The following is a 14,622-nucleotide window of genomic DNA, read 5'->3' as shown; positions in this document are numbered from 1 at the left end:
CCGCAGGTCAGGCTGCCAGTATCTCCTTGAGAGCCGAAACCAGGCGGGCACACTCCTCATCCGTGCCGATGCTGATCCGCAGGAAGTCCGAAATACGCGGCTTGGCAAAATGCCGGACGAGAATGCCGCGCTCCCGCAAAGCGGCTTGGAGCGCTGGCCCCGAACGGCTTACGTGCCTCGCGAAAACGAAATTCGCCTGCGACGGCAAGACCTCGAAGGCCAGCGTTTCGAGGCTGGAGACGAGGCTTTCCCGGCTGACGATGATGTTCCTCCGGCATGTCTCGAACCACGCCTCGTCCTTGATCGCCGCCGTCGCGGCAAGCTGCGCCAGACGATCGAGCGGATAGGAATTGAAGCTGTCCTTGACCCGCTCCAGCGCCTCGATCAGCGGCCGCTGCCCCAGCGCAAAGCCGATGCGCAGACCGGCAAGCGAACGGGACTTCGACAGGGTCTGGATCACCAGTAGGTTGGGATAGGTTGAAACGAGCCCGGCGGCACTCTCGCCGCCGAAATCGATATAGGCCTCGTCTATGACGACGACCGCATCCGGATGGGCGGCAACAAGTGCCTCGATGCCTGTGAGCGGCAGGCCGATGCCGGTCGGCGCATTCGGATTGGGGATGATGATCGCGCCACAGGGCCTGTCGTAATCGGCCAGGCGGATCCGGAACCCATCGTCAACAGGCACTTCGATCACTTCGACGCCGTATAGCAGGCTATAGGTCGAATAGAAGGCGTAGGTCACATCGGGATAGAGAAGCGGCCGCTCATGTTTCAGCAGCGCCTGGAACGCATGCGCAAGAACCTCGTCGGAGCCATTGCCGACGAATACTTCCTCCGCCGTCAGGCCGAAACGAACCGCGATCGTCTCGCGCAATTCCGTGGCAGTGGGATCGGGATAGAGCCGGAGACGATCGTCCGCCGCCTCCCGGATTGCCTCGATCGCCCTAGGAGACGGCCCGTAAGGATTTTCGTTGGTATTGAGCTTGACCATGTTCGCGGTACGGGGCTGCTCGCCCGCGACATAGGGCCGAAGCCTGCTGACGATTGGCGACCAGTACTGGCTCATCCGAACTTGCCGGCGGTCATTCCGCCGCCGTCCGCTGGCCGAAACGCTTCTCGATATAGTCGACGACAAGCGCTTCGAAATCGGCGGCGATATTGGGACCGCGCAGCGTCAGCGCCTTCCGGCCGTCGATGAAGACGGGGGCGGCCGGCGTCTCGCCGGTGCCCGGAAGCGAAATGCCGATATCGGCATGTTTGCTTTCGCCCGGTCCGTTGACGATGCAGCCCATGACGGCGACGTTCAGCGCCTCGACGCCGGGATATTTCTCGCGCCAGACCGGCATGTTCTTGCGGATGTCGCTCTGGATGTTCTGGGCAAGCTCCTGGAACACGGTCGACGTTGTGCGTCCACAGCCCGGACAGGCCGCAACGACGGGAATGAACTGGCGGAAGCCCATGACCTGCAGGATTTCCTGCGCTACCTGGACTTCGCGCGTGCGGTCGCCGTTCGGTTCGGGCGTCAGCGACACGCGGATCGTATCGCCGATGCCGTGCTGCAGCACGAAGCCCATCGCCGCCGACGAGGCGACGATGCCCTTGGTGCCCATGCCGGCTTCGGTCAGGCCGAGATGCAGCGCATGATTGGAGCGTTCGGCGAGCATGGAATTGACGGCGATCAGGTCCTGCACCTGGCTGACTTTGGCCGACAGGATGATGCGGTTGCGCGGCAGGCCGATCTCTTCGGCAAGGGCTGCCGACAGCAGCGCCGACTGCACGATCGCCTCGCGCGTTACCTGCCGGGCCGAAAGCGGCGATCCGGCTTCGGCATTCTGGTCCATCAGCGCCGTCAGCAGATCCTGATCGAGCGAGCCCCAATTGACGCCGATGCGCACCGGCTTGTCATAGCGGATCGCCATCTCGATGATCTCGGCGAACTGCTTGTCCTTCTTGTCCTTGAAGCCGACATTGCCGGGGTTGATGCGGTATTTCGCCAGCGCTTCGGCACAATCCGGATGATCGGCGAGCAGCTTATGGCCGATATAATGGAAGTCGCCGATCAAGGGCACGTCCATGCCGAGGCGCAGAAGCCGCTCGCGGATCTTCGGCACGGCGGCCGCACTCTCGTCGCGGTCGACGGTAATGCGCACCAGCTCCGAACCCGCCCGGTGGAGAGCGGCGACCTGCGCGACGGTGGAATCGATATCGGCCGTATCGGTGTTCGTCATGGATTGCACGACGACCGGCGCCCCGCCGCCGACGATGACACCGCCGACATCGATGGCAACGGAAGCGCGGCGCGGTTTCGGATCAAAATCGGCAGCTGAAGACATGGAGAGTTCTTGCACCCCTAAAAACAGTGCTTTTCAGGTGGATCAAGGCCGGCTGCTTGTCAACCGCCCCTGATATCACTTTTGTTGGGAGGCGGCTCAGTGACCGCCTCCGGAGGTCTCATCGGCATAATGGGCAAGGTTGGACAGCAGCAGAACGACGATGAGCAGCACCGGCAGCGCCATGAAAACGACGGCAAAACCGATATGCTCGGCGACGAAGCCGATCAACGATGGCGCAACCAGCATGCCGGAATAGCCCATGGTGGTGACCACCGAGATGCCGATGCCGGGCTTGAGGCCGGGAATATTGCCCGCCGCCGAGAAGGCGATCGGCACCATGTTGGAAATGCCGATACCGCAAAAAGCAAAGCCCAGAATGGCAAGCTCGGCGTTGGGCGCCATGCCTGCAAGCAGCATGCCGACAATGGCAAACAAAGTGCAGATCCGCAGCGTCTTGACTCCGCCAAGACGGTCGCGCACCAGGTCGCCGCCAAAGCGCATGATTGCCATGGTCGCTGAAAAGGCTGCGAAACCAAGACCGGATAGTGCCACGGACGCATCCATTTCCTGCCGGAGATAGAGCGCGCCCCAGTCGAGAACAGCACCTTCCGGCACCATCGAGAACAGCGCCATCAATCCGAGCAGCCACGGCAGCGGCACCATCGGCAGCTTCGTCTTTTCCTTCTTGGTGTCGGGATGCGGCGGATCCGCAAGGATCATCGGCCAGGCGACGGCAACGAAGATCGCCGCCAGCACCGTCGCCAGTTGCGCATGGCCGAGAATGCCGAGCTTGGAGATCACGATGCCGCCGAGACCTGAGCCGATCAGTCCGCCAAGGCTCCAGAAAGCGTGGCAGGACGACATGATGGCGCGGCGCATCGATTTCTCGACCGACACCGCATTGGCATTCATCGCCACATCCATTGCGCCGATGAAGCCGCCGAACAGGAAGAGCGAGATCGCCCCGGTGATCACATTTGGCGCCAGCGTCAATGCCAGCAGCAACGGCAGCACACAGACGGAGAGCACCTGAACGACGACACGCGAGCCGTGTTTGGCAATCTGCGCGCCGGCGATCGGCATCATGACCAGCGAGCCAACGCCGAAGACCAGGATCATCAGCCCAAGCTCGAACTTGGTCAGCGCCAGACGCTCGGCAAAATCCGGGATCTTCGGCGCCCAGCAGCCGACGACAAAACCGTTCATGAGAAAGAGCAGGGAAACCGCCGCCCTGCTTCTGGTGATGAAGCCGCTCCGGGCTTCCGGCGGCGCACTTACATGACTGTCCATTTTTCGGTCTTTCCTCATTGCCGGGCCTGCTTGCGCCCGGTTTCCCTAAACTCTGTGACGGCGCCTCAGTTCGTTTTCTCGGCGATAACGGTCCTGCATCCGCGCTCGCGGTAACGGGCGAGAACTGCCGGATCGGCATCGTGCTCGACGACCAGGCATTCGCAATGGGCAACCGGCAGGATGCTATGGGGGGCGGCAGTGCCGAATTTCTCCGAGGTTGCAGCTACCAACACTTTTCTGCTCCTCGACGTCGCAAACCGCTTGAACTCCGCATCCTCGAAGCCGAACACCGTGATGCCGGCTTCGAGATCGACGCCGCAGGCGCCGAGAATGCAGAGATCGGGCGAAATCTGTTCCATATCCCGCAAGGCCTTGGCACCGAGCGAACCGCCCGTCTGCCGATCGACCATCCCGCCGATCAGAATGACGTTGACGGCAGGCTTGTCGATCAGCGCTGCGGCAATCGCCGGCGCATTCGTCGCAGCCGTCAGTGCAAGCTCGGCCGGCAATGCGTTGGCAATCGCCAGATTGGTGCTGCCGGCATCGAAAAACACGGTCGAGCCGGCGGCAATCTGCTTTGCCGCAGCGCGCGCCAGCGCCTGTTTCCGATCAGCGGCAAAGCCGATGCGTTGCGTCATGCTTCCGTGCGCCGGCGAGACCGGCAATGCACCGCCATAAACCCGCTCGCAGAGCCCTGCCGCCGCCATCTCGCGCAGATCCCGCCGCACCGTGTCCTCGGAGACGCCGAATTCGAGCGCCAGCTCCGTCGCCAGCACGCGGCCATTCAGCCGCAGCCTCTCGGAAATCACGCCTTGGCGCTCTCGCAACAGAAAATCCTGCATGTTCCTACCCGGTTCGAGACCTCATAAAACCAAAAACGTGCATAACCGCTTATGACCATGCAGGCAATATGCACGGTCACACGTTTTCTGACGTTCAGAAACAAAGCTGCACTACCAGCGCGGATGTGCCCTATTGACCGGCCCCAGAGGCGCGAATATCGATTGGTCGTTCCCGATTCCCGCCAGCATATCCGTGCTACCTCCCCGTGAAGAACTCCGTCAAACTGGGCGTCCTGCTCACGCCAAAGCTGCGCCGCATCAGCGTGTGATGCCTGTTTCTGCAGGATTCGTGGTTCAAAACGGCTGCTTGAGAAAAATATTTGCAGTTGCTGCTTTTATTCGCAGTTTTCTACGCTTCCGGCGCCCTAGTTTTCTGCAAAATATCCTCACCCGATGACAACCTCCCAAGGATGGATAGAACAATGAATTGGTTGAAAACCGTCGCCGCCGCTGCCCTCATTCAGGCTGCAGCCCTGCTGCCCGCCCATGCCGGCGAAAACCTCGCCGCCATCAAATCGGCCGGCGTGTTCAAGATCGGCACCGAAGGCACCTATGCGCCCTTCACCTACCATGACGAAAGCGGCAAGCTCGCCGGCTTCGACGTCGAGATCGGCGAAGCGATCGCCGCCAAGCTCGGCGTCAAAGCCGAATTCGTCGAAGGCAAGTGGGACGGCCTGATCGCCGGCCTCGACGCCAAGCGCTACGACACCGTCATCAACCAGGTCGGCATCACCGAAGCCCGCAAGCAGAAGTATGATTTCTCCGAGCCCTATATCGCCTCCAAGGCCGTGCTGATCGCCCGCGAGGGCGACGACAGCATCAAGACCTTCGCCGACCTGAAGGGCAAGAAGGCCGCCCAGTCGCTGACCAGCAACTTCGGCAAGCTCGCAACCGAAGCCGGCGCCGAGCTCGTCGGCACCGACGGTTTCGATCAGTCGATCCAGCTGGTGCTGACCAAGCGCGCCGACGCCACGATCAACGACAGCCTCTCCTTCCTCGATTTCAAGAAGCACAAGCCGGACGCGCCGGTGAAGATCGCCGCCGAGCAGGAAAATGCCGATTACTCCGGCATCATCATCCGCAAGAACGAGCCGGAGCTTCTCGCCGAAATCAACAAGGCGCTTGCCGACATCAAGGCGGACGGCACGTACAAGAAGATCGCCGACAAGTATTTCGGCCAGGACGTTTCCAAGTAAAGTTCCACTCGAGAAAAGTCCCCTCCCCAACCCCTCCCCACAAGGGGGAGGGGCTTCGGCGGCGAACCGCCTCAGTCGTTTCGGCTTGGCAGTTCGGTTGCCATTTCGCGCAGGGCGGGAGACTAGATAAGTCCCCCCCCTTGTGGGGAGGGGTTGGGGAGGGGTATTCACTTCAACGGACCCAACCGACCAGAAAGAACGCCCTTGCCGCACTGGCTCCAACTGATGGCGGAATCGCTGCCCTCGCTCCTCTGGGCGGGGCTGATCTTCACAATTCCGCTGACCCTGCTATCCTTCGCCTTCGGCCTGACGCTCGGGCTCGCCACCGCGATCGCCCGGCTCTTCGGGCCGATGCCGCTTTCGGCCATCGCGCGCTTCTACGTCTGGGTCATCCGCGGCACGCCGCTGCTCGTGCAGCTCTTCGTCATCTTCTACGGCCTGCCGAGCCTCGGCATCCTGCTCGATGCCTTTCCGGCCGCCCTCATCGGTTTCACGCTGAATATCGGCGCCTATAGCTCCGAGATCATCCGCGCCGTCATTTCCTCCGTGCCGAAGGGCCAGTGGGAAGCCGCCTATTCGATCGGCATGAGCTGGCGTCAGGCGATGAGCCGCACCATCCTGCCGCAGGCGGCCCGCGTCGCCGTACCGCCTTTGTCGAACACCTTCATCTCGCTGGTCAAAGACACCTCGCTTGCCGCCGCCATCACCGTGCCCGAGCTCTTCCAGGCGGCACAGCGCATCGTCGCCACCACCTATGAGCCGCTGATCCTCTATATCGAGGCGGCGCTGATCTATCTCGTCCTGAGCTCCGTCCTCTCGCAGCTGCAGGTGCGGCTGGAACGCCGCTTCGCGCGTTATGGCGGCATGCTGGAGGCAAATGCATGATCGAGCTTTCCCACATCGAAAAGCGCTTCGGCGACGCCGTTATCCTCAAGGATATCAGCATCCGCATCCCCGAAGGCAGCGTGACCGCGCTGGTCGGTCCTTCGGGCGGCGGCAAGAGCACGCTGCTGCGCTGCATCAACCTGCTCGAAATTCCGACCGCCGGCTCCATCCGCCTCGGCGAGGAAACGCTGGCCTTTGCGCCGGGCAAACGAACGAGCTGGCCGGCGATCCAGAAGATCCGCCGCCAGACCGGCATGGTCTTCCAAAATTTTCAGCTCTTCCCGCATCAGACCGCGATCGAGAATGTCATGGAAGGCCTGGTGACGGTGCTGAGATGGCCGAGGCCAAAAGCTCGCGAGCGTGCGATGGAATTGCTGACCAAGGTCGGCATGACCCACAAGGCCGATGCCTGGCCTTCGACATTATCGGGCGGCCAGCAGCAGCGCGTCGCGATCGCCCGCGCACTGGCGCCCTCGCCGCGCGTGCTTCTGTGCGACGAGCCGACATCCGCCCTCGATCCCGAGCTTTCGGCCGAAGTGGTCGATGTGCTGGGCAAACTTGCCAGCGAAGGCACGACGATGGTGATGGCGACCCACGATCTCCGGCTCGCCTCGAAGATCGCCAATGACGTCGTTTTCCTGGAAGCCGGCAGCGTGGTGGAAACGGGCAGCGCCAGAGCGATCTTCAGCGCACCGGAGCGCGAACGCACCAAGCGCTTCATCTCGACGATCAACGCTGCCCATACCTACGATATCTGAGCCAATACCGGGATGCGAACATCCCGGTATTGCTGGAACTCCAATCAGGAGGCCGTGACGACGGCGCGCGCCGCCTTCAGCGCATTGCCCCACCAGGTGAGCTGGTCGAGCTGGTTCTTCGCCGCTTCGTTGAGATGCGCGTAGTCGCTGAGGCTCTTGCCTTCCTTGAGGACGCCGAGATATTCGCCAAGCGCGATATGCACGCCGGTTTTCACCGAAGCCGCCCCCATTTCCACGAAGATCAGCCGGAGATGCTCGACCGCACGTGCGCCGCCGACGCCGCCGTAACCGACGAAACCAACCGGCTTGTGGATGAACTCACCGAGGTCGATAGCGTTCTTCAGAACCGCCGTCGGAGCGTGATTGTACTCGGCAACGGTGAAAATGAAGCCGTCGAACTCACGCAGCTTCTTTTTCCAGCGCTCAGCCGTCTCGCTTTCAGCGGTCGTCGCACGCTGCTCACCGAAAAAATGCATGGGGTAGTCGAGCAGGTCGAGAACCTCGACCTCGATGTCCTGCCGCTCGGCGGCGATAGCGGCAATCCACTTGGCCGGATGCTCGGCAAAACGGCCAATACGCGTGCTGCCGACGATGACGGCAATTTTCAACTTGCTCATGGATATTGTTTCCTGGACTGATCTTGGGGGCGGGTGATGGAAGGCCAAGTTTATGAGAAAGCCCCCGCGCCGGGCAAGGCGCGGAGGCTGCTAACTATCAGCTTTTTGACAGGCCGATCATACACAATCGGGTGAATGGAGCCAGGTTCGCAAAGACGCTGAAGGCGCCTTTTCAACAATGGCCACACGCGCTTCAGCCTGCGTAGACGACGAGCAGATCCTTGGCATCGATCTGATCGCCGGCCCGCACCAGTACTTCGGAAATCGTCCCATCCTTTTCCGCATGCAGCGCCGTTTCCATCTTCATCGCCTCGATCGAGACGAGCACGTCACCGGCATTGACGGCCTGGCCGGGCGAGACGAAGACACGGCTGATGACACCCGGCATCGGTGCGCCGACATGGATGCCATTGCCCGGTTCGGCCTTGCGGCGGACGGCGGCACCCGTCGCCCCATGGGCCCGGTCCGGCACCTTGATGCGGCGCGGCTGGCCGTTAAGCTCGAAGAAGATGGTCACCATGCCCTGGCTGTCGGTCGCGCTCATCGCCTGGTTGACGATGACGAGCGTCTTGCCGCGCTCGATATCGGCAAACAGCTCCTCGCCATCCTTGAGACCATAGAAATAGGCGGGCGTCGGCAGCACAGAGACCGGACCGTAGGTATCGGAGGCGAGCGCGAAGTCGGTGAAGACCTTCGGATACATCAGGTAGGAGGCAAATTCGAAGTCGCTGACCTCGCGCTCGAGTTTCGTCTCGATGACTTTGCGCTCGGCATCGAGATCGGCCTCCTTGAGCAGCGAGCCGGGGCGCACGGTATAGGGCTTGTCGCCCTTCAGCGCCTTCTTCTGCAGCGCTTCGGGCCATCCCGACGGCGGCTGGCCGAGATCGCCCTTCAGCATCGAGACCACTGATTCCGGGAAGGAGACTTCCTTGTCGGGGCTGACGACGTCGGCAACCGTCAGGTCCTGGGACACCATCATCAGCGCCATGTCGCCGACGACCTTGGAAGACGGCGTCACCTTGACGATATCGCCGAACATCTGGTTGGCGTCGGCATAGGCCTGCGCCACCTGATGCCAGCGGGTCTCAAGCCCGAGCGAGCGAGCCTGTTCCTTGAGGTTGGTGAACTGGCCACCCGGCATTTCGTGCAGATAGACTTCGGATGCCGGGCCCCTCAGATCGCTTTCGAAGGCGGCATACTGATTACGCGCCGCTTCCCAATAGAAGGAGACTCGGCGGATCCATTCCGGATCGAGGCCGGGATCGCGCTCCGTACCGCGCAGCGCCTCGACGATCGAGCCGAGACAGGGCTGCGAGGTATTGCCGGACAGTGCATCCATCGCGGCATCGACGGCATCGACGCCTGCGTCGACGGCGGCAAGAACGGTCGCGGCCGCAATACCCGATGTATCATGCGTGTGGAAATGGATCGGCAGGCTGGTCGCCTCGCGCAGCGCCTTGAACAGAACCTTCGCAGCCGCAGGCTTGAGAAGGCCCGCCATATCCTTGAGCGCGATGATATGCGCCCCGGCCTTCTCGAGCTCGACCGCAAGGTCGGTGTAGTATTTCAGATCGTATTTCGGACGGGCCGAGTTCAGGATATCGCCGGTATAGCAGATCGCCGCCTCGCAGAGCTTGTTCTCCTCGGCAATGGCATCCATCGAGACGCGCATGTTCTCCACCCAGTTCAGGCAGTCGAAGACGCGGAAGAGATCGATGCCGCCCCTGGCCGCCTGGCGGACGAAGTATTTGACGACATTGTCGGGATAATTGGTGTAGCCGACGCCGTTGGCGCCGCGTAGCAGCATCTGCAGGAGAAGGTTCGGCGCACCCTCGCGGATCAGCGCCAGGCGCTCCCACGGGTCCTCGGTCAGAAAGCGCATGGAGACGTCGAAGGTCGCGCCGCCCCAGCATTCGAGCGACAAAAGGTTCGGCAGCGCATGCGCATAGGTGTCGGCAATGCGGGCGATGTCATAGGTGCGCATGCGGGTGGCGAGCAGCGACTGGTGGCCGTCGCGCATCGTCGTGTCTGTCAAAAGCACGCGCTTCTCGTTGCGCATCCATTCGCCGAATTTCTTCGGGCCGAGTGTGTCGAGGAGCTGCTTCGTTCCGTCCTTGACCGTGTTGCCGTTGGCATAGGGAACCACCGGCTCGGCAGCGTTATCAAGCGGCCTCGGCCTGTCCTTGGCCTCTGGATGGCCATTGACGGTGACGTCGGCGAGATAGGTCAGCAGCTTCGTGGCGCGATCCTGGCGCTTCACCTGCTGGAACAGCTCCGGCGTGGTGTCGATGAAGCGCGTCGTGTAACTGTTATCCCTGAACTTCGGATGGCCGATGATCGCTTCGAGGAAGGTCAGGTTGGTTGCCACGCCGCGAATGCGGAATTCGCGCAGCGCCCGGTCCATGCGGGCGATCGCTTCGGACGGATTGGGCGCCCATGCCGTGACCTTGACGAGAAGCGGATCATAAAAGCGGGTGATGATCGCGCCCGAATAGGAGGTGCCGCCATCGAGGCGGATACCGAAACCGGACGCCGAGCGATAGGCGGTGATGCGGCCGTAATCCGGAATGAAATTATGCTCCGGATCTTCCGTGGTGATGCGGCACTGCAGCGCATGACCATTGAGACGGATATCCTCCTGGCGCGGCACGCCCGAGTCCGGCGTTCCGATCGCAAAGCCGTCGAGGATGTGGATCTGCGCCTTGACGATATCGATGCCGGTGACGACTTCGGTCACCGTATGCTCGACCTGGATGCGCGGATTGACCTCGATGAAGTAGAATTTGCCGGTGTCGGCATCCATTAGATATTCGACGGTACCGGCGCCGACATAATTGGTCGCGGCCGCGATCTTCAGCGAATAGGCGGCGAGCTCCTGGCGCTGCGCTTCCGCGAGATAGGGCGCCGGCGCGCGCTCGACGACTTTCTGGTTGCGGCGCTGGATCGAGCAGTCACGCTCGAAGAGATGCACGACATTGCCGTGCGTATCGCCGAGCACCTGGCTTTCGACATGGCGGGCGCGCTCGACGAGTTTTTCCAGATAGACCTCGTCCTTGCCGAAGGCCGCCATCGCCTCGCGCTTGGCTTCCGTCACCTCGCGGGCGAGATCCTTTGGATCGCGGATCGCGCGCATGCCGCGCCCGCCGCCGCCCCAGGAGGCCTTCAGCATGACGGGATAGCCGATCCCTTCCGCCATCTTCGCCACTTCGGCCATGTCCTCGGGCAGAGGCCCGGTGGCCGGGACCACAGGCACGCCGACCGAGATCGCCAGGTTGCGCGCTGCGACCTTATTGCCGAGCTGACGCATCGTATCGGCCTTCGGGCCGATGAAGATGATGCCGGCCTTGTTGCAGGCATCGACGAATTCGGGGCTTTCCGACAGCAGGCCATAGCCGGGATGGATGGCATCGGCGCCGGAGAGTTTGGCAACGCGGATCACCTCCTCGATCGACAGATAGCTCTCGATCGGGCCCATGTCCTTGGAAAGATGCGGGCCGCGGCCGACCTGGTAGCTCTCGTCCGCCTTGAAGCGGTGCAGCGCCAGCTTGTCCTCTTCCGCCCAGATCGCCACGGTTTTTATTCCAAGTTCGTTGGCCGCACGGAACACGCGGATGGCAATTTCAGAGCGATTGGCAACGAGAATCTTGGAAATGGGCAAAACGGTCTCCTCAGACGTTCAGACGCGGGAATGCTGCACCCGCGAAGGAAATTCTTAACTTCTTGTCACAGAAAGTTCAATTTATCTTGCGACTGCGAAATGCAATTTTTCGACATTCTAACTTATCAGGCCATGACGGAAGGCAAGCGCTACCGCCTGCTGCCTGTTTTTCGCCTTCAGCTTGTCCTGCAAGCCGTTCATATACCAGTCGACGGTGTGGTTTGAGATCTTCAGCATCTTGCTGATCTCCATCGACGTCATGCCTTCGGCGAGATAATGCAGGATTTCCATCTCGCGCCGCGTCAGCGGCGTATCGGCCGGCAGCACGGTTTCCAGTGCCTGCGCCTCGCCTTTCAGATCGAGCAACCGCCAGAAGGCCTTGCGCGCCACCGCCTCCAGCAATGCGATCTCCACCGGCGACAGCTCGATCGGCTTGCCGGCGAGACTAAGGCTGGCGAGAATGCCGTTGCGCCCGTGGATCGGAAAGATGTAGCCATCCTCCAACCCGTGCCCGAAGGCATCGACCATCATCTGCTCCATACGGCGCTGATGCGCGTCCTTGTGGAAAGCCGCCATCGCCTCCCGCCAGCGGAAGGGCCGCTGCGCATGGGCGAGATAGCGCACCATCGGATCGATCAGAGCATATTTTTTCGCGGCATATATCTGCGGCCATTGCTCCGGCCAGCGGCCGGCAAGCGCCGCAGCCCAGGGCTCCGGATTCTCCTGCACCGGGCTCTGCGGCAAATGGCGCAGCAGACCGTAATATTCGAAGCCGCAACCGCGGAGGATCTGCTGCAGTTCGGTGATGACAGCTTCAGGATTTGAGCATTCTTCCAGAATTACAAGCAATTGAATTAACGAATTAATATTCACAAAAATGCCCCTTGCCCGGACCTGATGCCCGCATGAGGCCGTCGGCGGCTGGTCAAACTGGTCGCGAAACGGTCTTCAATAAATGCAGTCTGTAATTTAATGCTGTGCTAAACATTTAATAAAATGCAAGCGCAAATTGTTGCGGGATATAACCGGACGGCAATTTCAGCGCCACGGCCATCTCGTCGCATCCTACAATAATACGAGCATGTCGATCATCCCATCGATTGAACCCTGAATACTCCGTTAATCGCCCGTTCAGGTAGCCTTTTGTAGCATCGCATCATCCCGTTTTCGCAATGCACAAGAGGTTCGATGTGACGCTATTCAAGGTCTATGCAAGGGCTCTGCGCTATCTTGGCGCCTATAAGCTGCGCGTATCCCTGGTCGTTGTCGCAAACATGGTTCTTGCGACGATCACTATCGCGGAGCCGATCCTGTTCGGTCGTATCATCGATGCGATTTCGGGCAAGGGTGAGGTCAAGCCCATCCTCTTCATGTGGGCGACTTTCGCCGTCTTCAACACCATTGCCTTCGTTCTGGTGGCCCGCGAGGCCGACCGGCTGGCCCATGGCCGGCGGGCGACGCTGTTGACGGAAGCTTTCGGCCGCATCATTTCCATGCCGCTTGGCTGGCACCATCAGCGTGGCACCTCCAACGCGCTGCATACATTGCTGCGCGCCTGCGAGACGCTGTTCGGCCTCTGGCTGGAATTCATGCGCAACCATCTGTCGACGGTCATCGCGCTTGCCCTTTTGATACCGACCGCAATGTCGATGGACCTGCGCCTTTCCGCCGTGCTCATGGTGCTCGCCATCGCCTACTGGCTGATCGGCCGCGTCGTCATGAGCCGCACCAAGGACGGCCAGGCTTCAGTCGAGAACCATTATCACACCGTCTTCTCGCATGTCAGCGACTCGATCAGCAACGTTTCGGTCCTGCACAGCTATAACCGCATCGAGGCCGAAACCAGGGCGCTGAAATCCTTTGCCGACCGTCTGCTCGAAGCCCAGTATCCGGTGCTCGACTGGTGGGCGATCGCCAGCGCACTGAACCGTATGGCGTCGACCATCGCGATGATGGTGGTCCTGATCATCGGCACCATGCTCGTCCAGGCCGGCCAGCTGCGCGTCGGCGACGTCATCGCCTTCATCGGCTTTGCCAACCTGTTGATCGGCCGTCTCGACCTGATGCGCCAGTTCGCCACGCAGATTTTCGAGGCCCGTTCCAAGCTCGAGGAATTCTATACGCTTGAAGACTCGGTGCGTGAACGTGAAGAGCCTGCCGGCAACGGCGAGATCAAGGACGTCAAGGGTGCGATCGAATTCCGCGACGTCTCCTTCGGCTTCGGCAACAGCTCACAGGGCCTGCATAACGTCTCCTTCTCGGTGAAGGCAGGCCAGACCGTCGCGATCGTCGGCCCGACCGGCGCCGGCAAGACGACGCTCGTCAACCTGCTGCAGCGCGTCTACGATGCCCAGGGCGGCAAGATCCTCGTCGACGGCACCGATATCACCAAGGTGACCCGCAAGTCGCTGCGTCGCCACATCGCCACCGTCTTCCAGGATGCGGGCCTGCTGAACCGTTCGATCAGCGACAATATCCGCCTTGGCCGCGAGGGCGCCAGTGAAGAGGAAATGCGCCGTGCGGCCGAAGCCGCCGCCGCTGCCGACTTCATCGAGACGCGTGAGGATCGCTACGATACGCATGTCGGTGAACGCGGCAACAAGCTCTCCGGCGGCGAGCGACAGCGCATCGCGATCGCCCGCGCCATTCTCAAGGACGCGCCGATCCTGGTGCTCGACGAGGCGACCTCGGCGCTCGACGTCGAAACCGAAGCCCGCGTCAAGGCCGCGATCGACAATCTGCGGGAGAATCGCACCACCTTTATCATCGCCCACCGCCTGTCGACGGTCCGCGAAGCCGATATGGTGCTCTTCCTGGATGACGGCCGCGTCGTCGAACAGGGCAGCTTCGACGAACTCAGCCACAGCAACGGCCGCTTCGCCGCCCTGCTGCGCGCCAGCGGCATCCTGACGGACGAAGAGGTCCGCAAGGCCCACACCACCGAAGCCGCCTGATCGGTTCGGGTTTCAGATAAAGGCCGGAAGGGTAACTCCTTCCGGCCTTTTTGTTTGCCTGGAACTGAGGATCGATCGGCATTCGG

At 61.5% G+C, this 14,622-nt stretch carries 11 protein-coding genes; 4 read left to right on the top strand and 7 right to left on the bottom strand.

Annotated features, from left to right (window positions below; translation table 11 throughout):
* Nucleotides 1–7: 7 nt before the first annotated feature.
* The 4 genes from hisC to V8P77_RS32070 all read right to left on the bottom strand — a co-directional run bounded on the left by hisC (nt 8) and on the right by V8P77_RS32070 (nt 4,468).
* Nucleotides 8–1,069, bottom strand: coding sequence for a histidinol-phosphate transaminase (hisC, locus tag V8P77_RS32085; RefSeq protein ID WP_335916254.1), 1,062 nt, complete (start codon nt 1,067–1,069; stop codon nt 8–10).
* Nucleotides 1,070–1,085: 16 nt separating this feature from the next.
* Nucleotides 1,086–2,336, bottom strand: coding sequence for a flavodoxin-dependent (E)-4-hydroxy-3-methylbut-2-enyl-diphosphate synthase (gene ispG / locus V8P77_RS32080; protein ID WP_335916253.1), 1,251 nt, complete (start codon nt 2,334–2,336; stop codon nt 1,086–1,088).
* 96 nt (nt 2,337–2,432) lie between these two features.
* Nucleotides 2,433–3,626, bottom strand: a complete 1,194-nt coding sequence (locus V8P77_RS32075; protein WP_335916252.1) for an MFS transporter — start codon at nt 3,624–3,626, stop codon at nt 2,433–2,435.
* Between the two features lie 65 nt (nt 3,627–3,691).
* Complete coding sequence (locus V8P77_RS32070) at nt 3,692–4,468, bottom strand: DeoR/GlpR family DNA-binding transcription regulator (RefSeq protein WP_335916250.1); 777 nt, start codon at nt 4,466–4,468, stop codon at nt 3,692–3,694.
* Between the two features lie 422 nt (nt 4,469–4,890).
* Between V8P77_RS32070 and V8P77_RS32065 the strand changes: the two genes are divergently transcribed.
* From V8P77_RS32065 to V8P77_RS32055, 3 genes are all read left to right on the top strand, one after another.
* A complete protein-coding gene (locus tag V8P77_RS32065) occupies nt 4,891–5,664 on the top strand; it encodes an amino acid ABC transporter substrate-binding protein (RefSeq protein WP_025396422.1) in 774 nt (257 codons plus the stop codon).
* A gap of 204 nt (nt 5,665–5,868) precedes the next feature.
* On the top strand, nt 5,869–6,549 hold the full coding sequence (locus V8P77_RS32060) for an amino acid ABC transporter permease (RefSeq protein WP_025396423.1): 681 nt from the start codon (nt 5,869–5,871) through the stop codon (nt 6,547–6,549).
* Entirely contained in the window at nt 6,546–7,307 is a 762-nt protein-coding gene (locus V8P77_RS32055; protein ID WP_335916249.1) for an amino acid ABC transporter ATP-binding protein, read from the top strand. Before V8P77_RS32060 ends, V8P77_RS32055 begins: the two co-directional genes overlap by 4 nt.
* Nucleotides 7,308–7,351: 44 nt before the next feature.
* On the opposite strand, the gene V8P77_RS32050 is transcribed toward V8P77_RS32055, so the two are convergent.
* From V8P77_RS32050 to V8P77_RS32040, 3 genes are all read right to left on the bottom strand, one after another.
* Complete coding sequence (locus tag V8P77_RS32050) at nt 7,352–7,924, bottom strand: NADPH-dependent FMN reductase (protein WP_041936515.1); 573 nt, start codon at nt 7,922–7,924, stop codon at nt 7,352–7,354.
* Nucleotides 7,925–8,117: 193 nt separating this feature from the next.
* Entirely contained in the window at nt 8,118–11,582 is a 3,465-nt protein-coding gene (gene pyc / locus V8P77_RS32045) for a pyruvate carboxylase (protein ID WP_335916248.1), read from the bottom strand.
* A 117-nt stretch (nt 11,583–11,699) separates the two neighbouring features.
* Nucleotides 11,700–12,455, bottom strand: a complete 756-nt coding sequence (locus V8P77_RS32040) for a helix-turn-helix transcriptional regulator (protein ID WP_335916247.1) — start codon at nt 12,453–12,455, stop codon at nt 11,700–11,702.
* Between the two features lie 317 nt (nt 12,456–12,772).
* Between V8P77_RS32040 and V8P77_RS32035 the strand changes: the two genes are divergently transcribed.
* Complete coding sequence (locus tag V8P77_RS32035; protein WP_335916246.1) at nt 12,773–14,536, top strand: glucan ABC transporter ATP-binding protein/ permease; 1,764 nt, start codon at nt 12,773–12,775, stop codon at nt 14,534–14,536.
* Nucleotides 14,537–14,622 lie beyond the last annotated feature (86 nt).

Source organism: Rhizobium aouanii (assembly GCF_037002925.1).
GTDB classification, from domain to species: Bacteria; Pseudomonadota; Alphaproteobacteria; order Rhizobiales; family Rhizobiaceae; genus Rhizobium; species Rhizobium aouanii.
The sequence above is the reverse complement of the archived record's forward strand: the minus strand, read 5'-3'. Positions and strand labels throughout refer to the sequence as shown.

Bases quoted from the DNA above. Each gene is read 5' to 3' on its own strand.
- V8P77_RS32070 (WP_335916250.1), bottom strand. From the start codon at position 4,468: ATGCAGGATTTTCTGTTGCGAGAGCGCCAAGGCGTGATTTCCGAGAGG.
- hisC (WP_335916254.1), bottom strand. From the start codon at position 1,069: ATGAGCCAGTACTGGTCGCCAATCGTCAGCAGGCTTCGGCCCTATGTC.
- V8P77_RS32075 (WP_335916252.1), bottom strand. From the start codon at position 3,626: ATGGACAGTCATGTAAGTGCGCCGCCGGAAGCCCGGAGCGGCTTCATC.
- V8P77_RS32050 (WP_041936515.1), bottom strand. From the start codon at position 7,924: ATGAGCAAGTTGAAAATTGCCGTCATCGTCGGCAGCACGCGTATTGGC.
- ispG (WP_335916253.1), bottom strand. From the start codon at position 2,336: ATGTCTTCAGCTGCCGATTTTGATCCGAAACCGCGCCGCGCTTCCGTT.
- V8P77_RS32065 (WP_025396422.1), top strand. From the start codon at position 4,891: ATGAATTGGTTGAAAACCGTCGCCGCCGCTGCCCTCATTCAGGCTGCA.
- V8P77_RS32055 (WP_335916249.1), top strand. From the start codon at position 6,546: ATGATCGAGCTTTCCCACATCGAAAAGCGCTTCGGCGACGCCGTTATC.